Origin of the sequence: Elongatibacter sediminis (genome assembly GCF_037892215.1) — a bacterium.
GTDB lineage: Bacteria > Pseudomonadota > Gammaproteobacteria > Xanthomonadales > SZUA-36 > Elongatibacter > Elongatibacter sediminis.
The window spans coordinates 73195-100058 of sequence record NZ_JAZHOG010000015.1 but is presented as its reverse complement, the minus strand read 5'-3'; the positions used below and the strand labels follow the sequence as shown (position 1 = coordinate 100058).

General features: G+C 63.3%; 19 protein-coding genes. 6 read left to right on the top strand and 13 right to left on the bottom strand.

The genetic code is table 11. The features are described 5' to 3' along the window. Positions 1-208 precede the first annotated feature (208 nt). The gene (locus tag V3330_RS18370) at positions 209-1018 is read right to left on the bottom strand and encodes an SDR family NAD(P)-dependent oxidoreductase (RefSeq protein ID WP_354696912.1); all 810 of its coding nucleotides are present in this window, start codon (positions 1016-1018) and stop codon (positions 209-211) included. A 277-nt stretch (positions 1019-1295) separates the two neighbouring features. On the opposite strand from V3330_RS18370, the gene V3330_RS18365 reads away from it, so the two are divergent. The 3 genes from V3330_RS18365 (at position 1296) to V3330_RS18355 (ending at position 4086) form a co-directional block, all read left to right on the top strand. Next, positions 1296-2204 carry a LysR family transcriptional regulator gene (locus tag V3330_RS18365; protein WP_354696911.1) on the top strand — a complete coding sequence of 303 codons (909 nt, stop codon included), beginning with the start codon at positions 1296-1298 and terminating at the stop codon, positions 2202-2204. A gap of 149 nt (positions 2205-2353) precedes the next feature. Continuing rightward, positions 2354-3367 carry a zinc-dependent alcohol dehydrogenase family protein gene (locus tag V3330_RS18360; protein ID WP_354696910.1) on the top strand — a complete coding sequence of 338 codons (1014 nt, stop codon included), beginning with the start codon at positions 2354-2356 and terminating at the stop codon, positions 3365-3367. 236 nt (positions 3368-3603) lie between these two features. Beyond that, entirely contained in the window at positions 3604-4086 is a 483-nt protein-coding gene (locus V3330_RS18355; RefSeq protein ID WP_354696909.1) for a YHS domain-containing (seleno)protein, read from the top strand. 70 nt (positions 4087-4156) lie between these two features. Here the strand turns inward: V3330_RS18355 and V3330_RS18350 are convergent, their stop codons facing one another. Then, positions 4157-4993 (bottom strand): AraC family transcriptional regulator, encoded by an 837-nt coding sequence (locus V3330_RS18350; protein WP_354696908.1) that lies wholly within the window; start codon positions 4991-4993, stop codon positions 4157-4159. Between the two features lie 550 nt (positions 4994-5543). Between V3330_RS18350 and V3330_RS18345 the strand changes: the two genes are divergently transcribed. Both V3330_RS18345 and V3330_RS18340 read left to right on the top strand, forming a co-directional pair. After that, entirely contained in the window at positions 5544-5882 is a 339-nt protein-coding gene (locus V3330_RS18345) for a P-II family nitrogen regulator (RefSeq protein WP_354696907.1), read from the top strand. A gap of 68 nt (positions 5883-5950) precedes the next feature. After that, the gene (locus tag V3330_RS18340; protein ID WP_354696906.1) at positions 5951-7219 is read left to right on the top strand and encodes an ammonium transporter; all 1269 of its coding nucleotides are present in this window, start codon (positions 5951-5953) and stop codon (positions 7217-7219) included. A gap of 52 nt (positions 7220-7271) precedes the next feature. Here the strand turns inward: V3330_RS18340 and V3330_RS18335 are convergent, their stop codons facing one another. Next, entirely contained in the window at positions 7272-8237 is a 966-nt protein-coding gene (locus tag V3330_RS18335; RefSeq protein ID WP_354696905.1) for a LysR family transcriptional regulator, read from the bottom strand. A 156-nt stretch (positions 8238-8393) separates the two neighbouring features. Here V3330_RS18335 and aceA point away from each other — a divergent pair, with 156 nt between their 5' ends. Continuing rightward, positions 8394-9680, top strand: coding sequence for an isocitrate lyase (gene aceA / locus V3330_RS18330; protein WP_354696904.1), 1287 nt, complete (start codon positions 8394-8396; stop codon positions 9678-9680). Positions 9681-10480: 800 nt separating this feature from the next. On the opposite strand, the gene V3330_RS18325 is transcribed toward aceA, so the two are convergent. The 10 genes from V3330_RS18325 to V3330_RS18280 form a co-directional block, all read right to left on the bottom strand. Beyond that, positions 10481-11773, bottom strand: coding sequence for a glycerate kinase type-2 family protein (locus V3330_RS18325; protein ID WP_354696903.1), 1293 nt, complete (start codon positions 11771-11773; stop codon positions 10481-10483). A gap of 3 nt (positions 11774-11776) precedes the next feature. Continuing rightward, a complete protein-coding gene (locus V3330_RS18320) occupies positions 11777-12658 on the bottom strand; it encodes an NAD(P)-dependent oxidoreductase (RefSeq protein WP_354696902.1) in 882 nt (293 codons plus the stop codon). 95 nt (positions 12659-12753) lie between these two features. Beyond that, positions 12754-13425 (bottom strand): urate hydroxylase PuuD, encoded by a 672-nt coding sequence (locus V3330_RS18315; RefSeq protein ID WP_354696901.1) that lies wholly within the window; start codon positions 13423-13425, stop codon positions 12754-12756. A gap of 133 nt (positions 13426-13558) precedes the next feature. Beyond that, on the bottom strand, positions 13559-13975 hold the full coding sequence (locus V3330_RS18310) for a DUF2628 domain-containing protein (protein ID WP_354696900.1): 417 nt from the start codon (positions 13973-13975) through the stop codon (positions 13559-13561). Between the two features lie 46 nt (positions 13976-14021). Next, positions 14022-15935, bottom strand: a complete 1914-nt coding sequence (locus V3330_RS18305; protein WP_354696899.1) for a hypothetical protein — start codon at positions 15933-15935, stop codon at positions 14022-14024. A gap of 49 nt (positions 15936-15984) precedes the next feature. Continuing rightward, the gene (locus tag V3330_RS18300) at positions 15985-18162 is read right to left on the bottom strand and encodes a tetratricopeptide repeat protein (RefSeq protein ID WP_354696898.1); all 2178 of its coding nucleotides are present in this window, start codon (positions 18160-18162) and stop codon (positions 15985-15987) included. Between the two features lie 25 nt (positions 18163-18187). Continuing rightward, positions 18188-20356 carry a tetratricopeptide repeat protein gene (locus V3330_RS18295; RefSeq protein ID WP_354696897.1) on the bottom strand — a complete coding sequence of 723 codons (2169 nt, stop codon included), beginning with the start codon at positions 20354-20356 and terminating at the stop codon, positions 18188-18190. 1 nt (position 20357) lies between these two features. Then, positions 20358-22523: a tetratricopeptide repeat protein gene (locus V3330_RS18290; protein WP_354696896.1), complete on the bottom strand. Its 2166-nt coding sequence runs from the start codon at positions 22521-22523 to the stop codon at positions 20358-20360. After that, the gene (locus tag V3330_RS18285) at positions 22520-24655 is read right to left on the bottom strand and encodes a tetratricopeptide repeat protein (protein WP_354696895.1); all 2136 of its coding nucleotides are present in this window, start codon (positions 24653-24655) and stop codon (positions 22520-22522) included. The genes V3330_RS18290 and V3330_RS18285 overlap by 4 nt, the downstream gene beginning before the upstream one ends. Beyond that, positions 24652-26820 (bottom strand): hypothetical protein, encoded by a 2169-nt coding sequence (locus V3330_RS18280; protein ID WP_354696894.1) that lies wholly within the window; start codon positions 26818-26820, stop codon positions 24652-24654. The genes V3330_RS18285 and V3330_RS18280 overlap by 4 nt, the downstream gene beginning before the upstream one ends. Positions 26821-26864 lie beyond the last annotated feature (44 nt).

The window sequence follows — 26864 nt, the reverse complement described above, 5'->3', positions numbered from 1 at the left end:
TTTGGGTTCTCCCCAAATGCAGTCATGTGTAAACCATGTGCTCGGAATATTCTGTCAGCTATCTGTCGATAAGCTCACAGAAAAGCCACCTCCGGGTGGCTTTTTGTTGTCCGACAGTCCGCCCGACAGGATGAGAAAGGTTCGACAAATTCGCCGGGAGCGAATTTGACCGGGCTCGCGCAGCGAGAGCGCTCGTCCGATCTGACAATCAAACGTCGATTTCGGCCAGCATGGCCTCGATGGCCTGGACCAGTCGCTGATTCTTGCCGGCATCCAGCGCATCGGGATGGGGGAGTGCGAAGCGCCGCTGATCGTTGTCGAAGTAGCGGCCCGACGCGTCCGCGAATTCATCGCTCGTTGCGGCGCGCACGAGGATGTCGGCACCCACCCGCAGATCATTGCCTTCGGTACCGAAGGCGTCCTTGACCATCTTGGTGGCCAGCAGGGAAGCCGGATTGACGGCAATGGCCGCCGGCCCGGTATCGGCCAGGGTTCGGGCCAGGTGGAAGGTCCACATGGTCAGTGCCAGCTTGCTCTGAGCGTAGGCCTGGCTGTCATCCAAAGCGGTCCGGCCAGCGAGCGCATCGAGATCCACCGGTTGCTGGGCCGCCGAAGACAGATTGATCACCCGGCCCTCCCGTGGCAGCAACGGAAGGAGTCGCTTCGTCAGCACGAACGGCGCGACCGTGTTGACGATGAAGCGAAGATCGTAGCCCTCCGGCGTGCGTGGATTCGGAGTCTTGTATACCCCCGCGTTGTTGATGAGTACATCGAGTTTCGAATGGCGTTTCGCCACTGCGGTGGCCAGCGCCTCCACATTGGAAATCCGCGACAGGTCGGCCCGATAGGTCTCGATGAGCGCGGCGCCGTGAATCGCGGTCAGGGTCTTTTCCGTCTGTTCCAGCTTCGCTGCGCTGCGCCCGTGCACCAATAGCGTATGCCCCGAGCCCGCCAGCATTTTTGCGGTTTCCAGGCCAATGCCGTCGGTGGAGCCGGTAATAAGAACTGTCTTGGTCACGGATAAAGTCCTCTGAGAAGATTCGGGGCCTGGGTTGCAGCCTTGACGATATGGCATTTGAGCGACTCGTTAAACGGGCAATCAGGAACTGGAGAATTCGGAATTCGAATATAGTCAGGCGGCACGTAGCGGCCGTTCTTGCCAATGCGTGAATCCGTGCCGGTCGTTCAACGAAAACCATCCTGGTCCCGTTGCGTCTTGCGATGTGTCTAGTTTGCACAATCCGAAATATGGAGGTGATACTGAGCTCGGCTTTCGCGTTACGGATATAATCTTCATGGATACAGAATGCGTGCGGCTCTTCGTGATGGCCGCCGAGATGCTCAACATCAGTGCCGCGGGGCGTCAGCTCGGCCTGGCTCCAGCGGTTGCGAGTGCGCGGCTGGCCAAACTCGAAAAGCAGGTCGGCGCCGACCTGCTGCATCGTTCGACCCGAAAGGTTGCACTGTCTCTGGAGGGTGCTGAATTCCTGCCTTTCGCCCGGGAAATCCTGGCGCAGGAAGATGCGGCACGGGCGGCTCTGGGGCATGGGCGTCCGGAAATCACAGGAACCCTGAGGTTTGCATCATCCAGCACGTTCGCGCAACGCTATGTCGCCCCCCTGTTGCCCGAGTTTCTGGATCGCTTTCCCGGCGTGAAACTCGATCTGAAACTGTCCGACACGCCGATGAACCTGATCGAAGGCGGGTTCGACCTGGCGCTTCGCAACTATGCGATCGAAGACAGCAGCCTCAGGGCCAGAAAGCTGGCTGACGATAAACGCATTCTGTGCGCGTCTCCGGAGTATCTGGCCCGTCATGGAACGCCGCGGGTGCCGGCCGATCTGGCCGACCATCAACTCCTGGTCTTTGCCGGCGGCGTGCCGAGAAGGTTGATATCGGCCGGCGGCGGGCCTGCCGGTACCTTTCCGCCCCCGGGCGCCGAGAGTCGGGTGATCTGCGACGACGGTGCCAGCACCAGGATCGCGAGCCGGGCCGGTGTCGGAATTTCGATGAACTCCGTGTGGAGTGTCAACCGCGAGTTGCGCGAAGGCTCGTTGGTCCGGGTCCTGCCCGATTACGAAATCGAGGACCGGTCCGCGATCTGGCTGGTCTATCCGAAATCGAACGTGCTGACGGCGAAGGTGCGTGTGTTCATCGACTTTCTGCTGGAGAAAATCGGGGATCCACCCATCTGGGAGCGCTGATCGCCTCGGGTGCGTGTGCCGCAGGCGGGGGCCGGTGCAACACCAATTATATTGAATATCCGAAAACTGATTCGTACTGATGCCCGTTTTATATGCATTGAGCCAGGTCTATCTTGAGGGCTGACTCGAATTGCGTCTGGAGAAGCCCGATGAAAGCCATGATTCTCAGCGAATACGGCGACCACGCCGAATTCCAGCTCACCGATCAGTCCCGACCGCATGTGCGGGCCGGGCACGTTCTCGTACGGGTGGCCGCGACCAGTGTCAACACCGTCGATACCATGATTCGCCAGATGGGCCAGGGCGAGTTGCCATTCGCGCCGGACCTGCCGGCGGTGCTCGGCATGGATTTCGCCGGTACCATCGAGGCCGTCGGCGAGGGCGTCTCCACTTTCGCACCGGGCGACGAAGTCTACGGCTGCGCCGGTGGGCTTGGTGATCTGCCGGGCGCACTGGCGGAATACATGCTGGCCGATGCCCGGTTGATCGCCCACAAACCGCGGACCCTTTCGATGCGCGAGGCCGCGGCGTTGCCGCTGGTTGGCATCACCGCTTTCGAAGGCCTGCAACGAGCGGATGTTAGCGCTGGCCAGAACGTGCTGGTTCATGGTGGTGCCGGCGGCGTCGGGCATGTCGCCGTGCAATTGGCCCGGCACCTCGGTGCCAGGGTCTGCTCCACGGCCACCGGCGGCGAGGCATTGGGCATTATTGAACAGTACGGGGCCACGCCTATTGATTATCGGGACGAAACGGTCGCGCAGTATGTCTCCGATCATACCGGTGGGGCGGGTTTCGACGTGGTGTTCGACTCGGTCGGAGGCGCCAACCTGACGAATTCCTTCGAGGCTGCGGCATTGAACGGACGCGTCGCCACTACCGTATCCCTGCTGGAAATCGACCTGTCGCCGGCTCACTTCAAGGGACTGTCGCTGCACGTTGTCTTCATGCTGATACCCATGTTGCATGATCAAGGCCGGGAGCGGCACGGAGCGATTCTCACGCAGCTGGCCGATATCGTGGATGCGGGCGCGCTGAAGCCGTTGCTGGACGAGCAGTGCTTTGCGCTCTCCGAAGTCGGGCAGGCCTACGACCGTCTCACCAGCGGCCAGGCCATTGGCAAGGTGGTCGTCGAAATCGAGGGTCGCGCCGGCACTATGGAGTAGCCGGGCGGTCCGTGCTGGATTTCCGGGTGGGCGATGGCCCGCCCGTACCCGGCCAGTCGCCCCGTTTCACCCCTAGTCTCAAGTCCTCTACCCGGCGTCTCGAATCCGGCCATTCGGCTTGTTCGAAGCCCGGGGCCGCCGGAACATCACGCCCTGTCGAGCCAACGACAGCCGGTGCCGCCACAGGCGGGCCGGTCGAAACCCAGGCGTGAAACCAACCAATAGAGGATAGATCAATGAAACATCATTTCATCGCGACCGCGCTGGTATTGTTCAGCGCAGTTTTTCAGCAAGCGGCATTCGCCGCCGACGAGCACAATGTGTCCGCAGGCCTGACTTACACGGGCAAGCCGCTGGCACTGCACGGCTTCGATCCGGTGGCCTTCGTGGACATCGGCAATCGCATCGAAGGATTCGCCACCCATTCCGCGGTCCATGAGGGCGTGGCGTATTACTTCGCCAGCGCGGAGAACAAAAAGACCTTCGAGAAGTCACCGGGCAGGTATGCGCCGCAGTTTGGCGGCTTCTGCGCTTTCGGCGTCTCGGTGGCCAAGAAGTTCGACGGCGATCCGCGCTACGCGGCCGTGGAAGACGGCAAGCTCTACGTGTTCCTGAACGAGGCGGTCCTGAAGGAATTTCACAAGGACCGTGCCGGCACCATCGCCAAGGCGGAAAAAAACTGGAAAAAGATCCGGTCGAAAACTGCCGCTTCACTGTAACCACTGCGGTATCGCGAAAAGCGGGCGTTTGACGCCCGCTTTTTTTGTGTCCGCGATCCGGGTTTCCGATTTATGGCGAGCACTTGGTGCCATGCTCCCGCAACCAGGTGGTCGGGGTCTTGCCGCGCCGGGCCAGAAAAGCCCGCGACAAGGCACTGGCCGATCCGTAGCCCACCTCGCCCGCAACGCTCTTGAGCGGCATGCCCTTGAGCATCATCGATTGCGCCAGGCCCACCCGCCATTCGCCCAGGTAGTCGCCGGGTGTCATGCCGACGGTGTCGCGAAAATGCACGGCAAACCGGGCGCGCGACATTCCAGCCTCGCCTGCCAGGGCCTCCAGCGTCCAGTTGCGGTTCGGTTCGGCGTGCATGGCATTGATGGCCCGTGCCAGGCGGGTGTCGGCGAGTCCGGCCAGCAGACCCACGTCCAGCCGGTGCTGGTCCATCAGATCCCTGAGTACCAGCACCAGGGCGACCTCGCACAAGCGGTCGAGCACGGCCTGCTTGCCGCAGTGATCCTCTTCCGACTCGGTGAACAATTGCCGCAGGGTCAGTCCCAGTATCGGTGCGTCGCCCAGGCGAACCAGGGTCAGTTCAGGCAGCGCCTCGAGTAGCGGGTTTCCTTCGTCCAGGCCGAACTCGAAGGTCGCACAAACCATGGAGCAGCCCGTGGCCGCGGGCTGGACCCGGTGTTGGGTGGGGTTCATGAAGAACAACACCGAGGGGTCGTCGACAAGTATCGGATCATGCCCCTGGGGTGTGATTTCCACCTTGCCCGACTTCAGCACATGCAGGTAGCCGAGACCTGATTGCGCCTCGAACGAAGCATTGCAGTTGAGAACTCCGGCCTGGAAAACACGGGCGCGCAGATTGAAGTGTCGTAACAGCCAGACGAGTCGATCGGGCATGGGATACGATAAGTACAGAAAAAGTTAAATAATACTACCATTAGTTTCTTCTAGCGTGTCAATATTCGCGCTCTTGGCAAAGCGGTTCGTGAGCGCAAGTGCCCGGCGCGACAGGAACAGGGGGTGCTGCGCCGCTCAGGAGGGGTTGGAGCACGCCGCCAGAGGCCTTGCGATACGTCGTGCGTTCGCCGGATAGGCGCGTGAATTAGGGCCGACCATAAAAAACGCCGCCTCATGGGCGGCGTTTCTGGTGCTCTGCGACTGATGCTTGCGCTTCAGTAACCGGCGTTCATGCATCCCTGGCCGGTATGAGGTGTGCTCAATCCGTTAATTATATCACCAATGGGTCGCACCTGCCATGAGCACGTTGCAAAAATGCACCGTTATGGTGCATGGCCGCCAAAGACACGCACTTTCCGTGGGCATTCGTACGTAATTTCAGAATGGCATCACCTGCTGAAAGAGCCGTGACTGCGAGGTTTCGGGCCCTGGCATGAAATGTGCATCCAGGTTCGCCGTAAACCCGATTGCCCCGTGCGGAGGAACTGACATGAAGCTGGTCTCGGCCATCATCAAACCATTCAAGCTCGATGACGTGCGCCAAGCTCTCGGTGAGGCCGGCGTCGCCGGGATCACCGTCACCGAAGTGCGCGGCTTTGGCCGGCAGAAGGGCCACACCGAGCTCTACCGGGGAGCGGAGTACAACGTCGACTTCCTGCCCAAGCTCAAGGTGGAGACCGCGGTCACGGACGATCGGGTGGATGCCGTCGTCGAAGCGATCACGTCCAGCGCTTCCACCGGAAAAATCGGCGACGGCAAGATCTTCGTCAGTTCGCTGGAGGAAGTGATCCGCATCCGCACCGGCGAGACCGGGGCGCAGGCCATTTGAGTGCCGGTGTTTTCGATGACTCTTCCGACAAGCATTTCAATCCCGCGCTGAGAAACCGGAGCTGATCCATGGAATCCCAGATTTTTGAACTCCAGTACGCAATCGACACCTTCTATTTCCTGGTCTGTGGCGCGCTCGTCATGTGGATGGCCGCCGGATTCTCCATGCTCGAGGCGGGTCTGGTTCGCGCCAAGAACACCACCGAAATTCTTACCAAGAACATTGCTTTGTATGCCATCGCCTGCTTCATGTACCTGGCCTGTGGCTACGCGGTGATGTACGACGGCGGGTTTTTTCTGCAGGGCATTGAAGCCTTCAGCCTCGACGAGGTGCTGGGAGCTTCGGCGGAAAACGGCTTCGATGGCGATTCGGTTTATTCGCCCGCCTCGGACTTTTTCTTCCAGGTGGTCTTCGTGGCCACGGCCATGTCCATCGTTTCCGGCGCGGTCGCCGAACGCATGAAGCTGTGGGCTTTCATGGTATTCGCGGTGGTCATGACGGGTTTGATCTATCCGCTCGAAGGCGCGTGGACCTGGGGCGGCCAGGCGGTGTTCGGGCTGTACAACCTGGGCGACGACCTGGGGTTCAGTGACTTTGCCGGCTCCGGCATCGTACACATGGCGGGCGCGGCGGCGGCTCTGGCGGGCGTTCTGCTGCTGGGCCCCCGGGCGGGTAAATACACCCCTGACGGTCGCGCCAATGCGCTGCCCGGTGCCAATCTTCCTCTGGCGACGCTAGGCACATTCATTCTCTGGATGGGTTGGTTCGGGTTCAATGGTGGGTCGGTGCTCAAACTCGGTGATGCGGCCAACGCGCACAGCGTGGCCCTGGTGTTTCTGAACACCAATGCCGCGGCCGCCACCGGTTTGATCGCCGCCATCGCCACCGCCCGCCTCTTGTTCGGCAAGGCGGACCTGACCATGGCGCTCAACGGCGCACTGGCCGGTCTCGTCGCGATCACCGCAGAACCTTCGACCCCCACCCCGCTGCAGGCATCGGTGTTTGGCCTGGTGGCCGGCGTCGTGGTCGTCTTCAGTATCGTCGGCCTGGATAAATTGCGTATCGACGATCCGGTAGGCGCCATCTCGGTTCACGGAGTGGTGGGGCTCCTCGGCCTGATGCTGGTCCCGTTGTCGAACGGCGATACCACGTTCGGCGGGCAGCTTGCCGGCGCAGCCACGATCTTCGTCTGGGTATTCGCGGCCAGCCTGGTCGTGTGGTTCGCGCTAAAAATGGCGTTTGGCATTCGCGTCAGCGAAGACGAGGAATACTACGGGCTCGATATCGGCGAATGCGGTCTCGAGGCCTATCCCGAGTTCACATCGGTCAGATCCTGACCTGCAACACCAGTTCTGTGCCTCTTTGCCCGGGCAGCCCCCGGGCTTTTTTTTATCGGTCCGAGTGACCGATGCGCCAGGGTGAGTCGGGCATGTTGGCTTCTTCGGACACATCCAGGAAAGCCCGTGCCTGCGGTGACAGGTATTTGCCCCGACGCATGACCACGCCGTAACTGCGTTTCGGAAAATAGGCGCTCATGTTTTTCGCCACCAGTTTGTCGTCGTCGCGCAGGCAGATTCCAGTAACGATGGAAACTCCGAAATCCAGTTCCACGTACCGCTTGATCACTTCCCAGCCCCCGACTTCGAGCGTGACCTTGAAAGGCACCTGGTGTTGCTGGAAGACCCGGTCGACCATGCGCCAGGTGGTCAGGCGGCGCGGCGGGAGAATGAGACCGTACGGTGCAATATCCTCGATGCGGATGGAATTGCGGTCGGCCAGATCATGGCCCTCGGCCATGATCAGGGCCGGTTCGAAGGAATACACCGGCTGGTAACTGATGTCGGACGGAACATCGAGCATGGAGCCGATCGCAAAGTCGACCTCGTCGTCGCGAATCATGGCCAGTCCGTCCCGTCCGGTCACGTTGCGCAGTTGCACGTGAATGTTGGGAAAGCTTTCGCGAAACTGCGCGACCAGGGGCGGCAGCAGATAGATGATGGTGGACTCCCCCGCGGCGATGACGACTTCGCCGCTGTCGAGGTCGCCCCGGATCTGGCGGTTGAAGCGCCCGTTCAGCGTATCCAGTCCTTCGACCAGCGGACGCGCCATCTCGTAAAGCTCCTGGCCTTCGCGGGTCATGTTGATACGCGGGCCGTGGCGTTCGAACAGCACCGTGTCCAGCTCCCGCTCCAGGGCCCGTATCTGCAGGCTGATGGCCGGCTGACTGAGGAACAGCTGCTCGGCCGCGTCGGTCATCTTGCCGCTCTTGGCGACGGCGCAAAATGCCCGTAGCTGTTTGAGCTGATTGCCCTTGTAATAGAAGCGTGGCGACTTGGTTTTTTCTTTATCGTTCAATTTCAGTCACTTGGATATTTAACGAATCTTATATTAAATATTGAAATATTTGCCTTGTCAAAGATTGCGCTCGATGGATAAGGTGAAAGTGGCGGTGAAGACACCACGGCACAGGCCCATCGCTATTGACCCGGCAACCGACAGAGGAATTGCCCGATGAATATGGAACACGAAATCAACTGCATGCAAGCTGACTGGTCCACCAACCCTCGTTGGCAGGGTGTGCAGCGCGGCTACGAGGCCGCCGACGTCCTGCGCTTGCGGGGCACGGTGAAAATCGAACACAGCCTCGCCCGTCAGGGTGCCGAAAAACTGTGGCGTCACATGGCGACCGAGCCATTTGTGAACGCCCTGGGCGCATTGACCGGTAATCAGGCGATGCAGCAGGTGAAAGCCGGGTTGAAAGCCATTTATCTTTCCGGCTGGCAGGTGGCTGCCGACGCCAACAAGGCCGGCGCCATGTACCCGGACCAGTCGCTCTACCCGGCCGACTCGGTTCCCGAAGTGGTGCGCAAGATCAACAATGCGCTGTTGCGCGCGGACCAGCTTCACCACGCCGAGGGTGATGATACGGTGGACTGGATGCAGCCCATCGTGGCCGACGCCGAGGCCGGCTTCGGCGGCGTGCTCAATGCCCACGAACTGATGAAGGCCATGATCGAGGCGGGCGCTGCCGGCGTGCATTTCGAGGATCAGCTCGCCTCGGCCAAGAAGTGCGGCCACATGGGCGGCAAAGTACTGGTGCCGACCCAGGAAGCGGTGCAGAAGCTCGTTTCCGCACGACTGGCCGCCGACATCATGAACGTGCCGACGATTCTGGTGGCCCGCACCGACGCCATGGGTGCCGGCCTGCTGACGTCGGACATCGACGAGCGCGACCGTGCCTTCGTGACCGGCGAGCGTACCGTGGAGGGCTTCTTCGAAGTCAGGCCCGGCATCGAGCAGGCCATCGCACGCGGCCTGGCCTACGCGCCCTGGGCGGACCTCCTGTGGTGCGAAACCAGCACCCCTGATCTCGACCAGGCCAGGCAGTTCGCCGAAACGATTCACAAGGAATTCCCCGGCAAGCTGCTGGCTTACAACTGCTCGCCGTCCTTCAACTGGAAGGCCAAACTCGACGACGAGACCATTGCGAAGTTCCAACGCGAGCTGGGCGCGATGGGCTACAAGTTCCAGTTCATTACCCTGGCCGGTTTCCATGCGCTCAACTACAGCATGCACACCCTGGCCCGCGGCTATCGGGATCGCCAGATGGCCGCTTACGTGGAATTGCAGGAAGCCGAATTCGCGGCCGAGCAGCACGGTTACACCGCCACCAAGCATCAACGCGAAGTAGGCACGGGTTACTTCGACTCGCTGACCCAGGTCATCGGCGGCGGAAAGTCTTCCCTGTCGGCTCTGAGCGGCTCCACCGAGGAGGAGCAATTCAAGGAAGCTGTCTGAACGAGTACGGCAATGAGCCATTCGGGCCGCTGATGCGGCCCGTTTTTTTGGGGGGAACCCGTGTTTCCTTCGTGTCGAAAATCCGCATCCAGCGCGAAACTCCGACCAGCAGGCTGTGTTGGGCGGATGAGAAAGTTCAGGGCCCATCACACGGCAGGGTCGGCCAGTCGCTTGTTCGCCCGGCCGTGTCAGGACGCATCTCACAGATGATTGGCGCCAACGAGTCCGTCGGCTGTCTCTGGGTCGACTGAACCTCAGTTCTTTCCTGCGCAGGGGACCTGTTTCACGGCTGCATTCGGCCCTCCGGATCCGTCGGTTCGTTCTGGAACGACTGAATATCAAATCTTTCCAGCGCAGGAGGACCTGCCTCACAGGTGTCCTGGCCGCCTCGGGTCCGCCGCCGCTTCGCGGGTCCCTCGCGGGTGGTCGGCTGCCGGGGTCGGCCCGACTCGCATCCATCGGCAACTGCTCCTGCGTTGCCCTACCTCCTGCATCCCTGCAGTCGTGCTCGATCGGGCCTCTCGGGCACATCCCTGTGCCCTCGACCCCGGGTCCGTCCACCCACTCGGCGGCTACCAGAGGGGCCAAAGGCACCTGTGAGGCAGGTCCGTGACGTCGGAGAGGGGTGCCAGTTGACCAGACCATCGCCTCTTGCTGCTTCAGTAGCGAACGATCTGCGATGAGTCTTGGGTGGCCGTTGGAATTTGCTGGGGAATATTCCCCGGTGCATTGAAATTTGAAGAGTGCCGGACGCGCCCGCCGTGGTGCCGATAACCGGCCGGGGTTCGGTGCGGTCGGGGTCAGTCCGGCAGCACCAGCACGCAGCGGAAATCGTTGACGTTGGTTCCGCTCGGCCCCGGCGTGAGCAGGCCGCCGGACTCGGCGAAGAAGCGGGCCGAGTCGTGGTGCGCGAGGAAGTCGGCGGGATCCAGCCCCCGGGCGGCGGCTGCGTGGATCGTGTCGGGTCCGAACAGGGCGCCTGCGTGTCCGCCGTGCCCGTCGATGCCGTCGGTGTCGGCCGCCAGGCCCCAGCAGGAAGCCGGCATGCCGTTGCTATTGGAAAGTTCGAGCGCCAGGGCCAGGAGATAGTCGGTGTTGGGTCCTCCGGCGCCGGGTGACGGGCCGAGTTTGACGGTCAGTTCGCCGCCAGAGAGCAGACAACGCGGCTGTCGGTCGCGGACTGCGTCCCGGGCGAGGCCCCGGATTCGTTCGGCATGCTCGCAGGCGACGGCGCGCGTATCGCCCTCCACATCGTCTCCGAGATTGCCGACGACGAACCCGGCTTCGGTCAGTAGCCTGGCGGCGGCTTCAAGGGCGGTGTTGCCGCTGGCCACGATGGTGAACGGCAGATCATTCGCCCGGCCGGACAGGTCGGGTGGTTCATTGGCGGGATCGTTCAGTGCGGCGTGAATTCCGGCCGGCACCTGAATAGCGTGCCTGGCGAGAATGCGGCGGGCATCTGCCAGTCTTCCGGCGTCCTCTACCGTGGGGCCGGAACCGATGGCGGCCGGGTCGTCGCCGGCCACATCCGAGATGGCCAGAGTGACCACCGGTGCGGCGCTGGCGTCCGCCAGTCGCCCGCCTTTGATGCGTGACAGGCATTTCCGGATCAGGTTCATGGCGCCGATCGGCGCACCGCTGGCGAGCAGGGCCCGGGTCAGTTCGCGTTTCTCATCCAGTGTTACGCCGTCGACCGGTGCGGCGAGCAGGGCCGAGGCGCCGCCGGAGATCAGAGTCAGCAGCAGGTCGTCCGGTGCCAGGGATGCGGCGAGTTCGAGTGCACGCGACGCGGCTGCGACGGAGCCGGTGTCCGGAACCGGGTGCCCGGCGGCGATGAATTCAAAACCGGCGATGTCGGGGTTCGGCGTACCGGCGGGGGCGACGATGAGGCCGCGGCCGGCTCGCCCGTATCGATCATTCGCCGCGCGCGCCATGCCGACCGCCGCCTTGCCGGCGGCGATTATGGCCAGCCGGCCGGACGGTGGGCGGGGCAGGTGCGCAGGCAGGCAGTGCTCCGGCAGCGTGGACCGAACGGCTGTTTGGAATGCCGTACGCAACAGCGTTTCGGCCTGCCGCTCCGGGCCGCCAGCCATCGGTCAGTCGCGGTGCAGCCGATTCAGCGGGCGCAGCAGACTGGACGTGTCCCAGCGTCCGCCGCCCATCGCCTGGACGCCGGCGTAGAACTGGTCGACCAGGGCGGCCACCGGCAACACGGCGCCGTTGCGGCGGGCCTCGTCCAGCACCAGGCCGAGATCCTTGCGCATCCAGTCCGCCGCGAAGCCGAAGTCGAACTCGTCGGCCAGCATGGTTTCGGCGCGGTTGTCCATTTGCCAGCTCTGCGCGGCGCCTTTCGAGATCACGTCGAACACCTGTTTCCCGTCGAGGCCGGCCCGCTGAGCGAATTGAACGCCCTCGGCCAGGCCCTGCACAATGCCGGCGATACAGATCTGGTTGACCATCTTGGTCAGTTGACCCGCCCCGACATCACCCATGCGGGCCTGCATGCGGGCGAAACAGTCGATCAGCGGTCTCACCGTTTCCACGGCCTTCTCGTCGCCCCCGATCATCACCGTGAGCTGGCCGTTCTCGGCGCCGCTCTGGCCGCCGGACACCGGGGCGTCGATGAACTGGCAGCCACGCTCACGTGCCAGGACGTCGAGTTCGCGCGCGACCTCGGCCGAGGTGGTGGTGTGATCGACGAAAATGCCGCCGTCGCGCAGCCCCGCGAACGCTCCGTCGTCACCCAGGGTGACCGCGCGCAGGTCGGCGTCGCGGCCCACGCAGCAGAAAACCACGTCGGCGGCCGCGGCCGCTTCGCGGGGCGTTTCGGCCCGGGTCCCGCCATATTCGGCGGTCCACGCTTCGGCCCGCTCGCGGGTGCGGTTGAACACGGTCACCCGGTGCCCGGCCCGTGCCAGATGGCCGGCCATGGGAAATCCCATGACGCCCAGGCCGATGAATGCAACGTCTTTCGTCATACCTGTTCCTTTTCCAACTGCAAAAAAAACGGGGCCAGACCCGCAATCGGAGTGCGGGTCTGGCCCCTTGGTCCGTTCACATGCGGTTCAGTCGCTCAGAGCAGATCGATACCGAGGTACAGCACCAGGGTGAGCAGCAGACCCATGTGGATGACGCCCTTGACGCTGGTCATCGGTCCCGTTTTGCCTTTGATCCCGTTGATCTCCAGCAGCACGATGATGCCGAACACCAGCAGCAGCGACAATATGCTGGCCTGGGTTACCGGTGTGCTCAACTGCCCCAGGTGCACCGAGGAGGCCATGAAGAACAGCATCGGGATGGAGAACAGCGTGTTGGTGCGGGATGCCAGCCCGGCTTTGCCCAGCGCGCCTGCCGCCGCCGGGTCCGCCTCACCACCGGCCGCGACTTTCTCGGCCGACGCGATCACGATTTTCTGTGCGGGCCAGATGATCAGCCAGACGTTCAGGAACATCAGTGTTCCCAGGGTCGCCCCGACGATGATGCCGTAGCCGCTCAGGTGCTTGGCACCCAGCAGCGCGATACCGCTGAGGAACGTAAACATGGCGCCCCAGCGGAACCACCACAGCGCGCGCGGCACGAGTTTGCGGATGGCGTCGGACTTGGAGGAGGCATCGGCTTCCTTGAAATACTCTCCCTGCACGAAGTTGAAGTACCACAGCATGCCGATCCAGGCCACGCCGGCGAGCAGGTGAATCCACCTGAAAAGGAAGGCAATCGCATTGCCCTGTAGCAGTGCTAGATCCACGATTCGATTCTCCCTGGGTTGGTTGTTGTAGTTTCTGTTCGGGTCGCTCGAGAAACGGCAACCCGATCAATAGGGTACACCCGTTGGGGCCGATTCTGAAATCGGCCTGACGTACGGTGGGGAATGGTTTTGGTCAGGAAGAAGCGACCCGCATGGCCCAGGAGTAGCGGTCATCGTTGGCGGCGCGGATCGCCTGCCGGCGTCCGCTGGCGACGATGGTGCATTTGAAAACGAACTGGCAATCGCGCAGATGCCGCGCATGCCAGCGATAACCGACGACCCCGGGAAACCAGCCGATCGCGGCCATCAGGAGCAACAGCACCGGGACCTGGAGCGCCGGCGTTTCGGCGAGGAAACCGGTGAATTCGGCGATGTCGAACATCAGGGTGGAGGCGCTGACCAGAAGCAAAGTGATCCAACCCAGGCCGCGCCACACGGCCCACACCGGCGGAAACAGGAAGGCGGACCAGGAGAATCCGCGACGCACCGCTTCGTCGCCGAAAACCGGATGGTGGTAGATATCGTACACATGCATGGTCCGGTCCATCATGGCCTACGCCGGGTCGGCCGGCACGGGCCATTGGTCACGTAAACAATCAAGGTGCTTTCCTCAGTGGCAGAGCGTAGGGAGCGGCCGGCGGCCAGGCCTCACCCGAGCTTTCCAGCAATCCGGCGAACACGGGTGTCTGAGCAATATCGAATGGAGCTCCGCACAGGCAGGCATACACAGCTTGCAGCAACACCATGTGGCCAAACGGCCGGTCGTCGATCAGGCGGGCCAGGCGATTGGCTTCGGCCCGCTCGCCCCGCAGCGCGGCGAGCACCAGCGAAGAGCGGTCGTCGGGTCCATGTCGCCCCAGGTAGCGGGATTCAAGCTCGGCGGACCGGGCGCGGTCGCCCCGGATCGCGGCCAGCATGGACTGGACCTGCAACAGTTCATTCTCGTCCCGGATCCGTCCCGCGGCCCACTGCGCGGCTTCATCGTGGCGGCCGAGAAAAGCCAGCGACAGGGCGAAGTTTCGTGAGATCGAAGGATGTTCCGAACGTTCCAGTCCGGCACGCGCGGCGGCCAGCGCGCGATCCGCATCGCCTGACCAGAGATGGCCGCCGACCCGATGCACCTGGGGGCGCACGCGAAGGGGATCGCAGACGGCCACGCGCCGGAACGTCTGGAGCACCGGCCCGGTTCGCTTGAACAGGGGTCCTGCCAGGTGCAGCCACAGGGCCGGTTCGCAACCGGATGACGCCGCGGCCTGATCGCTCAGGGCGCCGATACGCCGCCAGTCGCCCATCATCAGGGCACGGTCGAACTCGGCGTTGCGGCGCAGAACCGTGGAGCGCGCATGTTCGATGATGCGGTCGTAGTCCTCGGCCAGGTGTCGTGGCGCTTCTTCGACATCACGATCCGTGATCTCGCCATTCAGTTCGCCGGCCGCCTGTGACAACAGCACGTGGTTGAACAGGTCGGTGTGGTAAGCGGAAGCCGCCGCCAGTCCGGGCTCGCGTCGATAAGCGTCCTCGAAATGGACATTGGCCTGACGCAGCAAACTGATCTGGTTGGGCTCCTGGTGGGCTCGCTCAAAGTATTCCATGCCTTTTTGATAGGCAATGAAGGCTTCGATGTCGCGGGTGCCGACGTGCCGCATGCGTTGGCGCAGGCCGTCGTCGATCAGGATGCCCAAAGCGGTGCCGACCTTTCCGGCAATGTCCGTCTGCACCTCCAGCGTGTCTTCGGAGCGGGCGTCATAGGACTCCGACCACAATTGCGCGTCGTCGGCGGCGCGGAGCAGTTGCGCGGTCACGCGCAGCCGGTCGCCGGCGCGAGCTATCGATCCCCCGACGACGTGGGTCGCGTCGAGCCGGGCGGCGATGTCCCGGATGGTCGGTTCGGCATCGCGAAATGCGAATGATGACGACCGCGCGGTTACCCGCAGCCCGGGCAACTGGCCGAGCGCATTGATGATCTCCTCGCTGAGGCCGGTGGCGAAGTAATCGTCGTCCGGGCCGGTGCTCAACACGGTGAAAGGCAGGACTGCAATCGCCGGTTCGGAGGTCGGGACGGACGTGGATTCCGGCTGGCCGGAATCCGCGTTCGTGCTGCTTTCCACCGCAGTGGAAGCCTCGATGGAGGCGGGCTGCCTTTGCGCTTCGTAACGTTTCGAGAACACGAAGCGTTCGAGTCCCATGAACACGATGACGACGGCGACGATGACGATCAGAACGATATCCACCCGCCGGCCACTCTGGTCCGTGATACGCACCGTACGATCCACTTCGCTTTCCGGGATGACGCCCTTGGCCGTGACTTCGAATTTCCACGAAATGGTCAGCGCGATCGGAAAGCCGATGGCCAGCGCAATCAGCAGCGCGCGCATGGTCCAGTCCGGCGCGACGAAACTCTCCATGATGAGGTCGGCGACCTGGGCAATCAGCCAGGCGGCGACCAGGTAGGCGCCCGCGACTTTGAGTACGTTGCGCCGCTCCAGCTCCCGGATCAGGTTACGCATCATGGTCAGTCGTCCCGGATCGGGTTCCAGCGCCCGGGTTCACGCCACCGTCTCATGTCAGATAGGGCTCCAGCCCGAGCTCGGCGCGTTCTTCGTTCAGATGCTCCCACATGCGCGCCTGGATGCCTTCGAATTCCGGATCGCCGTCCAGGGCCTTCAGTGCGGCCCACGCGTCGGAAAGCCTGGCGGCGGCAATGAATCCGCGGTCCACGGCCGTATCGAGAAGCTCGAGCGCGCCGTTGGGATCACCGGTCAGGGTGTGCCAGACCGCGTCGAGCAGGGGCAGAAAGTCGTTTTGCATGCCCATGGCATACAGCCGGTCCAGGCCGTTCCGGGTTCGCGCCATTGCGTCATCGAACCGTGCCTGGTTTCCGGTTAGCGAGTAGGCCAGCGCGATATCCAGCATCGTGTCGACGCCACCCCCTCCGAGCAGGGGGTAGTCGGCTTCGTACGCATCCAGGGAATCCCAGCGATCCTCGATGAACTCTACGGCCTCTTCGGGCCGCCCGCTGTTCGCCAGCAGCCCGATCAGCGAACCGACGTCGTCGCCCTTGCCGGCCTCCTGCTGCGCCAGCAGGATGGCCTCTTCCAGACGACCCAGCGCCTGCAGGGCGATGATGCGCTGCCAGGGGTGACCTTCGGCGGCCAGCCGTTCGTATTGCCCGGTGACCAGCAGCCCCTGCCCCACAGCGTCCTGATTCGGATAGTGATTGGGCCGCAGCGCCAGCGCTTTTTCCGCCAGGCGGAGCCCTTTCGCGTACTCGGCGCTGGCGTACAGCACGCTGGACTCCATGCGCAACAAAAAGGGGTCGTTGGGCATGGAGGGTCGAATTCGCTCGATCAGGGCCCTGGCTTTGTCAATCTGTCCCCGGTTGACCCACCAGCTGGTCACATTGGCGACGCCCGGACGGTACAAGGGGTCCCGCTCGACCAGGGTTTCGAGCACCTCGACGGCTTCCTCGATCCGGCCGGCCCGGGCGTATGCCGCCTGCAGCCAGTTGCTGGCGTTCACCAGGTTCGGATTGATCTCCAGGGCACGCTCCAGCGCGGCGATGGCCTCGTCGGTTTTCCCCGGCCGGTTCATCTGATACAGCCCGGAGGCCGCCAGTACTTCCGGGTCTTCGGGGTCGAGGTCGACGGCCTGTTTCACATAGGTCAGGGCCTGCGCCTCGGCTTTCTCGGCCGGTATCGTGCCGTAATCCTCGTCCGACAGCAGCAGGGTGGTGATGGCGCGTTGCGCGTAGGCCGGCGCGTACTGCGGATCGATCCCGATGGCCTGGTCAAGCAGATCCACGGCGGATTCGAGGGTCGGTTTCGAGCGCACGTAGATCCGCTGTTTGGCCAGCAGGTACAGGTCGTAGGCTTCCGAGTTGGCCCGGGTGGAGGCCAGTGCCGCCCGCTCGCCATCGAGCAGGTGTGCCTTGAGCTGTTCCAGGATCGCCGACGCGATTTCATCCTGGATCGCGAAAACATCGTCGAGTTCGCGGTCGTAGGATTCCGACCAGAGATGAAAGCCGTCGCCGACCTGAATGAGCTGCGCGGTGATGCGCACCTTGGTACCGGACTTTCTCACCGAGCCTTCGAGAATGTTCTCCACGCCCAGGGTCTGGCCGATCTCGCGCAGATCCTTGTTTTCGCCCTTGAACGCGAACGAGGAGGTGCGCCCGGCAACTTTCAGGTCCCGCACCCTGGCCAGCGAGTTGAGAATTTCCTCGGATATGCCATCGGAAAAATATTCCTGTTCGGGATCCGAGGACATGTTGACAAAGGGCAGCACGGCAACCGATTTTTCCGCCGGCACCGGATTCCCTTGCGCTTCGGAACCGGAGTCAGAGCCCGATTTCGAAGCGGACGCCGTTCCCGTTGCCGGGGCCGGCCCGATCTGGGAGCCCATGAACCGGTCGACCAGCAGCACGACGACGGCGGCGGCCAGAACCGCGATGATCATGCGGTCCAGTTTGCGCCCGGTCTTGTGCGTGATGGACTGCGTGCGGTCGACGTCCTTCTCGCGCTTGATGCCTTCAGGCGTCAGTTCGAAGGCCCAGGCGAAGATCAGCGCCAGCGGCAGACCGGCCGCGAGCACGACGATCACGGTCTTCATGACCCACGCCGGGCTGCCGAAGCTCTCCAGCACGATTTCCAGCACCTGCATGATCAGCCAGGCCGCGATCGCGTAGGCCAGGCCGACCCGGAAGACGTTTCGTCGTTTGAGTTCGGCAACTAAGCTCATGGGCAGCTCTCGATCGGGTGCGCGGTCACGTTGAGATTGGCTCGAGTCCCAACGCGGCTCGCTCGGTGTTAGCGCTATCGACCATGCGTGTCAGCACGGCCTCGTAGGCCGGATCTCCGGCCAGAGTCTGCATCTCCGGCCAGACGGATTCGGGCCGGATGGCGAATATCCACCCGGCTTCCACGGCCTCCGAAAACGTGTCGATCGCCTGCCGTTCGTCACCGGCCAGCGCCAGGAATCTTGCATGGTTGGCCAGGAAATAATTGACCTTGACCCCTTGTTTCAGGGATTTCTCGTGGGCGGCGCGCACCCGTGCCATGGCGTCGTCGAAACGTGACTGATTGCCTGCCAGCGAATAGGCCCGGGCGATGGCGATCATTTCGCCGAAACCGGTGCCTCCGTCGGGGTATTCGGCCTCGAAGGCCGCCAGGTCCGGCCAGCGCGATTCTATGAACTCGATCAGTAACCGATGCTGGCTGGTTCGGTTGAGCGTATTGATCAGGGTGGAGACCTCGCCTTCGGATGCCTGTTTGCGGCCGATCATCAGTGCTTCTTCGGGCCGCTCCAGAGTATTGAGGGCAAAGGCCTTGTGCCAGGGATGACCCTCGACGAGGACGCGCTCGTACTGCCCGGTGGCGAGCAGGCCCCAGCCGAAGAACTGCCGCATCACCGCATCGGAGGACTGCGTTTCCAGCGCGGCCTCGAGCAGGGGGATGGCCTTGCTCGGCTGCCCCATCGCCATCCAGGTATTGGCTTCCGACTGGAGTAGCTGCGGATCCCCCGGCAGAAACGGGCGGATACGGTCCAGCAGAGCCAGGGATTTTTCATGCAGCCCGAAGACATTGTAGATATTGACCGCGTTGCCGAAACCGGGCGGGTAAAGCGGGTCGCGCTCCACCATGCCTTCGAGGATCTGCAAGGCCCTGGCATTGTCGCCGATGTTGCCGTAGGCAATTTGCAGCCAGTTGCTGGCATCGATCAGGTTGGGATTGATCGCCAGCGCCTTTTGCAGCGCTTCGATGCCTTGTGGGCTCTCCCCGGGACGGTTGATGTGGTACAGGCCCATGGCGGACCAGCCCTCGGCCAGTTCGGGGTCGAGCTGCAGCGCCTTGTCCAGATAGAGGCGGGCCTGGATTTCGGCCTCGGCCTGTTTGGTGTCGCCGTAGTTGTACTCGGAAAGCAGCAGAGCCGCGATGCCCCGCTGCGCGTATGCCGGCGCATAGGCCGGATCTTTCGCGATGGCCTTGTCCAGCAGTGCCACGGCCGATTCGATCGACAGTCGCTTGCGCTCGTAAATGCGCTGTTTGGCCAGCAGGTACTGCTCGTAGACCACGGGATCGGTGCGTTGCGCCGCTCCCGGCGCCGGCGCGCTGTCCAGCCCGATCAGGTGTGCCTTGAGCTGGTCGAGAATGGCCGTGGCGATCTCGTCCTGGATTTCGAACACGTTGGTCAGTTCACGGTCGTAGGTGTCCGACCACAGGTGGAAGCCGTCGTCGACCTGGATCAGCTGGGCGGTGATGCGCACCGTGGCGCCGGATTTGCGCACCGAACCCTCCAGGATGTGTTCTACCCCCAGGGTCTCGCCGATCTGACGCAGGTCCTGATCCTTGCCCTTGAACGCGAACGACGAAGTCCGCCCGGCGACCTTGAGTTCCCGGACCCGCGCCAGTGCGTTGAGAATTTCCTCGGAAATGCCGTCGGAAAAGTATTCCTGTTCCGGGTCCGAAGACATGTTGACGAAAGGCAGCACCGCGATCGACGGCTCGGATGGCGCTGGCGCCTCCGTTTCCTCCGCAATCGTTACCGGTTCGGGTGAGGCGGGCTCGACCGGCCCGCGGAAACGGTCGATCAGCAGCACCAGCACGGCCACCGCGAGAATGCCGATGATGGTGAAATCCAGTTTCCGGCCGGTTTTGTGGGTAATGGACTGACTGCGGTCGACGTCCTTCTCCCGCTTGATGCCCTCCGGGGTCAGCTCGAAGGCCCAGGCGAAGATCAGCGCGATGGGCAGGCCCATTCCCAGCCCCAACATGAAGACCTGGATCACCCAGTCCGGCGCGGCGATGTTCTCGAGCACGATGTCGGCCACCTGTAACAGCAGCCACGCCGAAACGAGATAGGCCACCGCGACGCGGAATACATTGCGCCGCTTCAGCTCCTCGAGGAATCCGCCCGTGTTCCCTGCCCTGTTCATGTCATGTACTCACCGGTTCCAGGCCCAGTTGCGCGCGCTCGTCGTTCAGATGCTCGATCATGCGCGCCTGGATGGCCTCGTAGCGGGGATCGCCCTCCAGCGGTTCCAGCCACGGCCATTCGTCGGCGATCCGCAGGCTCGTCACCATGCCGTTGTCGATGGCCCGCTCGAGCCAGCCCAGGCTCGCTTCCAGATCTCCGGCCAGCGCCTGGTGGCAGGCTTCGTTGATGAAGAACACCCCGTTTTTCACGCCCATGGCGATCAGCCGGTCATGATGATCGCGGACGCGTTCGAGGGCTTCGTCGAAGCGCGCCTGGTTGCCGGCTCGGGAGTACGCCAGCGCGGCGTCCAGCATCATGAAATGACCGAAAGCGCCATAGGGCGGGAAATCGCGTTCGAGGGATTCGAGGGTGTCCCAGCGTTCTTCGAGGTAGGCGACGAGCTCCGGTGAGCGGCTCGTCAGGTTCAGTACATTGAACAGGGTGGGAACATCCGCGATCTCTTCGGCGCGCCGGTAGGCCAGCAGGGTCGCTTCTTCGGTTCTGCCGACCCGCACCAGTCCCAGAATCCGCGGGAAATCATATCCGTCCTCAGCTGCCCGTTCGTTCTGGTGGGTATCCAGCCACGCGAAGGTCTGGGTCAGGCGCGCGACCGAATTCGACGGTTGCAGTTCCACCGCGCGGTCGATCAGGCGCGTCGCCTCGGCCTTCTGCCCCATCGCCTGGCGGACCGCGCCCTCGCTGCTGAGCAGGGTCGCGTCGTTCGGGATCAGCGGGCGCACCCGGTCCAGATGCGCCAGCGCCCGTTCGGGTTCTCCGAACAGGATGTAAGCGTTGACGACGTTCCGCACGCCGGGTCGATACAGAGGATCGCGCTCGGCCATGCCCACGATGATCCGGCGGGCTTCGTCCGGTCGCCCCAGAGCCATGTAGGTGTTGTGCAGCCAGTTGCTGGCATCGATCAAGCCAGGGTTGATGGACAGCGCTTTCTCCAGCGCGGTCGTTCCGGCACGCAGTCCCGTCGGCTGTTGCAGGTGCCAGAGTCCCCTGGCGGCCCAGGCTTCGTCGAGTTCCGGGTCGATCTCCAGCGCGCGGTCGATACTTCGACCGGCATCGGCGATGACGCGGTCCTGCGGGATGTCGCCGTAGGTTCCCGCGCCCTCGCTGAGCAAAAGGGTCGCGATGGCGCGTTGGGCGTGTGCGGGCGCGTACCCGGGGTCGATGGCGATGGCGCGATCCAGAAGTTCGCGCGCGGACTCGATGGTGGGCCCGGTGCGTTCGTACATGCGTTGCTTGGCCAGCAGATACAGGTCGTAGGCCTCGGTGCTGGTACGCGCGGCGGCGACTTCCTCCGCGCCACCCTCGATGAGCCGGGTCTTCAATTCAGCGAGAATCGCGGTCGAAATCTCGTCCTGGATTGCGAACACGTCGGTGAGTTCGCGGTCGTAGGTGTCGGACCACAGGTGGAAACCGTCGTCCACCTTGATGAGCTGCGCGGTGATGCGGATCTGGTTGCCGTACTTTCTCACCGAGCCTTCGAGAATGTGCTCCACGCCGAGCGCCTCGCCGATCTGCCGCAGGTCCTGGTTCTGTCCCTTGAACGCGAACGAGGAGGTGCGGCCCGCGACCTTGAGGTCCCGCACTCGTGCCAGCGCGTTCAGTATTTCCTCGGAGATTCCGTCGGAAAAGTACTCGTTGCTGGCGTCCTCGCTCATGTTCACGAACGGCAGCACCGCGATGGAAGAGGCCGCGGAATGCGTTTCGCCCTGGCCCTCCACGGCCGCGGCGTTCGGCGACCCGGAAACGGATTCCGCCCCAGAGGGTTGCCACACGAACTTGTCGATCGCGAAGTAGGCCAGCGCGATGGTCAGCACGCCGATGATGGTGAAGTCGAGCTTGCGGCCGGTCCGGTGCGTGATGGACTGTGCCCGGTCCACGTCCTTCTCGCGCTTGATGCCTTCCGGGGTGAGCTCGAACGCCCAGGCGAAGATCACCGCGAACGGGAAGCCCAGCGCCAGCACGAGGACCAGGGTGCGCATTACCCAATCCGGCGAACCGATCACGCCGAGGACGACATCGGCGATTTGCGCGACCAGCCAGGCGGTCACGAGGTAGGCGATGCCCACCCGGAAGACGTTGCGGCGTCGCAATTCGGCGAAGAAGCTCATGTCGAAACGGGCTCCAGTCCCAGAGCGGAGCGTTCGCGGTTCAGGTGCTCGATCATGCGGGCCTCGATGGCCTCGTACTCGGGGTCGCCCTCGAAGTCCCGAAAAGCCGGCAGGTCGTCGGCGATCGAGCGGGAGAACATGCGTCCGGCGTCCACGGCGCGGCCAAGAAAATCCAGAGCGCGGATGCGGTCACCGGCGAGCGCGAAGTACGTCGCTTCGTTCTCGTAGAAATACGGGTTCGAGATGCCCTGTTTCGTCAGGCTGTCGTGTGCGGTACGCACCAGGGCCATCGCGGAATCGAACGGGACCGGTTGACCGGTCTTCTGATAAGCGAGCGCGACTTCGAGCATCGTGCCATAGCCGAAGTAGGCGAATGCCGGGAAGGCCTGTGCGAAGGCGGCCACGTCGGCCCAGCGGGATTCCAGGTACTCGGTCAGGATCTCCGAACGGCCGGTGGCGTTGAGCAGCCGGAAGTAGCCTTCGACGTCGCCTTCGCCGGCCCACTTCTGCGTCAGCAGGGTGGCTTCCTCGACCCGGCCCAGGTGTCGAAGGGCCTGGGCCTGGGTCCACCAGTAGCCTTCGTCGGCTGCCCGTTCGTACTGGTGCGTCTGCAGTAGCGACATGCCCAGTTGAATCCGGTAGACCCGGTCCTGCGGGGACAACTCCACGGCGCGCTCGAGCAAGGGCATCGCCTTCGCGATTTCGCCCGCCGACTCGAACATCATGCCGTCCAGCCACAGCATGTTGGCGTCCTGCGAGAGATAGGGTCGAACGCCCTCGATGATGGCGCGGGCCCGGTCACGCCGGTCCATCGCGACATAAAGCCAGGCGAGGTTGCCCAATGCGGGACGGTACAGCGGGTCGCGGCGGTGGACGTCTTCGATCACCTTCAGCGCCTCGGCCGGCTGCGTGGTCTGGTTGTATGCGTTGTGCAGCCAGTTGGCGGCATCGATCAATGCCGGGTTGAGCGCCAGGGCTTTTTCCAGGTTTTCGATCGCCTGCACGATCTCGCCCGGTCGGTCCAGTTGGTAGAGCCCCAGAGCGGCCCAGCCCTCGGCCAGGCCAGGATTCAGCTGCAGGGCCTTTTCGGCGAACAGCCGGGCCTGTGAATCGGCCTGTGCGACCGGCAGGGCGCCGTACTGGCTTTCCGACAGCAGGTGGGCCACGACGCTGCGCTGCGCGTAGGCGGGCGCGTAATCCGGGTCGATCGCGATGGCGCGGTCGAGCAGTTCAGCCGCGTTCTCGAGGGGCAGTTGAGCCCGTTCGTACATGCGCTGCTTGGCCAACAGGTACAGGTCGTAAGCCTCGGAGTCGGTGCGCGCGGAAGCGACCGCCACCGGCGTGTCACCGACCAGGCGTGCCTTGAGTTCGGTGAGGATGGCGTTGGCGATTTCGTCCTGGATCGCGAACACGTCATCGAGGTTGCGGTCGTAGCTGTCCGACCAGAGATGGAAGCCGTTGTCCACCTGGATGAGCTGGGCGGTGATGCGCACGGTGGCGCCGGCCTTGCGCACCGACCCTTCTAGAATGTGGTCGACCCCCAGGGTTTCGCCGATCCGGCGGAGGTCGACGTTTTCGCCCTTGAATGCGAACGAGGAGGTGCGCCCGGCCACCTGCAGTTCAGGCACCCGGGCCAGCGCGTTGAGAATCTCCTCTGAAATACCGTCGGAGAAATACTCGTTGCCACGGTCTTCGCTCATGTTGACGAAGGGCAGCACGGCGATGGTTTTCGGTCCGTCCGGTTCGGACTCGGTGGTTGCGGTCTGTTCAGCGGCATGCCGGGCTGGAACCAGTACGAACTTGTCGACCGCGAAATAGCCCAGCGCCACCAGCAGCAGGCCGATGACCACGAAATCCAGCTTGCGGCCGGTCTTGTGCGTGATCGACTGGCTCCGGTCCACGTCCTTTTCTTTCTTGATGCCTTCGGGTGTGAGTTCGAAGGCCCAGGCGAAGAACACCGCCACCGGGAATCCGGCCACCAGCAGCAACAGTATGGTTTTGATGACCCAGTCGGGCGCGCCGAAATTTTCCAGGAACACGTCGACGCCCTGCGCCAGCAGCCAGGCCATCACGACATAGGCCGCGCCGACCTTGAACACGTTGCGTCGTTTGAGTTCGTTGACCAGGCTCATGTGCTCAAAGGCTCCAACCCCAGTTCCACGCGCTCGGCGTTGAGGTGCTCGAGCATTCTTCCGCGCGCCGCCTCGAAGCGAGGGTCGCCGCGCAGTGGTGCGAATACCGGCCAGGCCGTGGCGTGCGTCAGGTCCAGGGTCAGGCCCTGGTCGAAAGCGCGTTGCAGCAGACGAACGGCTGCATCCGGGTCGCCGCCGAGCATCGCCACCTGGGCGCGGGCCAGGTTCAGCGACCAGTTGTCGGCGCCTTCCGCAACCTGTGCTTCATTGCTGGCTCGGGCGCGTTCCAGCGCCTCGCTGAATTGCCGGGGCCGGTCGGTGCGTGCGTAGGCTTCGGCCACGAAACCCATGGTCAGGGCGCCCCAGCCCTGCCGTTCCGGGAAGTCATTTTCGAAGGCCGCGAGATCGGCCCAACGGCTCTCGATGATCTGGACCAGTTGCGGGTAGCGGCCGTTTTCGACCAGCGCCTGGAAATACCAGCCGGGATACTGCCCCTTGCTCAGCGATTTCTGTCCGGCAATCAGGCCTTCTTCGACCCGGTTCAGACGGCTCAGCGCGAGCGCGGCGTGCACGCTGTCGTCGAGGTCGGCGCAACGCTGGTACTGGCCTGTGAGTATCAGGTTGTTGCACAGCCACAGGCGATTGACGAAATTCTTCGGTTCTTTTTCGTGCGCTTTGGTAAAAGCCAGGTCGGCGCGGGCGAACTGTCCGCTGACCTGATAATACGTACCCTCGGTCAGCAGCATGTTGGCGTCATCGTGCAGGTACGGCTTCAGGTCTTCCAGCACCTGCCGCGCTCGATCGTGCTCACCTGCCGCGGCGTACAACTGCAGAAGATTGCTGAATACCGGCATGTACAGCGGGTCGCGGGCGAAGTCGCGCTCTCGGATCACGAGGGCTTCGCGTATCCGGCCGGACTGCCGCAGGGCGTTGGCCAGCCAGTTGCTGGCGTTCGCCTGGGTCGGGTCGGAGGCCAGCGATCGCTGCAGCCAGTCGATGGCCGTATCGAGGCCGCCGGGCTGGTCGCCGTGGTACAGACCCATGCCGGCGAGCGCCTCCGCCTGCGTCGGATCCAGCTCCAGCGCCTTACCCAGGTGTTCCCGGCCACGCTCGTAGGCGTCGTGGTGTGGCAAGGTGCCGTATTGTTCCGCGGACAGCAGCAGTGTGGTGATGCCGAGCTGCGCATGCGCGGCGGCGAATTCGGGATCCTTGTCGATCGCCTGTTCAAGCAGGCCTCTCGCCAGTTCCAGGCTGGCCTGGCTGCGCTCGTAGATGCGCTGCTTGGCGAGCAGGTACTGGGCATAGGCCTGCGGATCGGCCTGTTTGCTGGCGACGGCTTCGCCGCCCAGCAAGCGGGCCTTGAGCTGTACCAGGATCGCGTTGGAAATTTCGTCCTGGATCGCGAAAACGTCGTCCATCTCGCGGTCGAAGGTCTCCGACCACAGGTGGAAACCGTCATCGACCTTGATGAGTTGCGCGGTGATGCGCAAGGTGTTGCCAGCCTTGCGCACCGACCCCTCCAGCAGGTGCGCCACGCGCAAGGCCTTGCCGATGGCCTTGAGGTCCTGGCTTTGGCCTTTGAACGCGAACGAAGACGTGCGGCCCGCGACTTTCAGATCGTCGACCCGGGCCAGCGCGTTGAGAATCTCTTCGGAGATGCCGTCGGAAAAATACTCCTGCTCCGGGTCCGGGCTCATATTGACGAAGGGCAGCACCGCGATTGACTTGGGGTCGACTTCGGAGTCTGCCGTCTGCGACGGTTTGTCTGCGGACTCGTGCGGGCTGGCTGCTGTCTGCGCGGGCGCCTCGTCGTTTCGCGTTTCGAAACGCGATTCCCAGACGAAGTAACCCAGTGCGATCAGCAGCACGCCGATAATGACGAAGTCGAGTTTGCGACCGGTCTGATGGGTGATGGACTGGCTGCGGTCGACATCCTGTTCTTTCTTGATGCCTTCCGGCGTCAGTTCATAGGCCCAGGCGAAGAACAGCACCAGCGGCAGCAGCAGGGCCAACACCGTCACCAGCATTTTCATGACCCAGTCCGGCGCGCCGAACGTGTCGGCGGCGAGGTCTGCCACCTGCGCAAGCAGCCAGGACAGCACGACATAGGCCGCACCGACCTTGATGACGTTCCTGCGTTTCAGTTCCTGGAACAGCCCGGACATTTCTTCATTCCTGGTCTGCTGGCTCCCCGACGGTTGCGTATGGT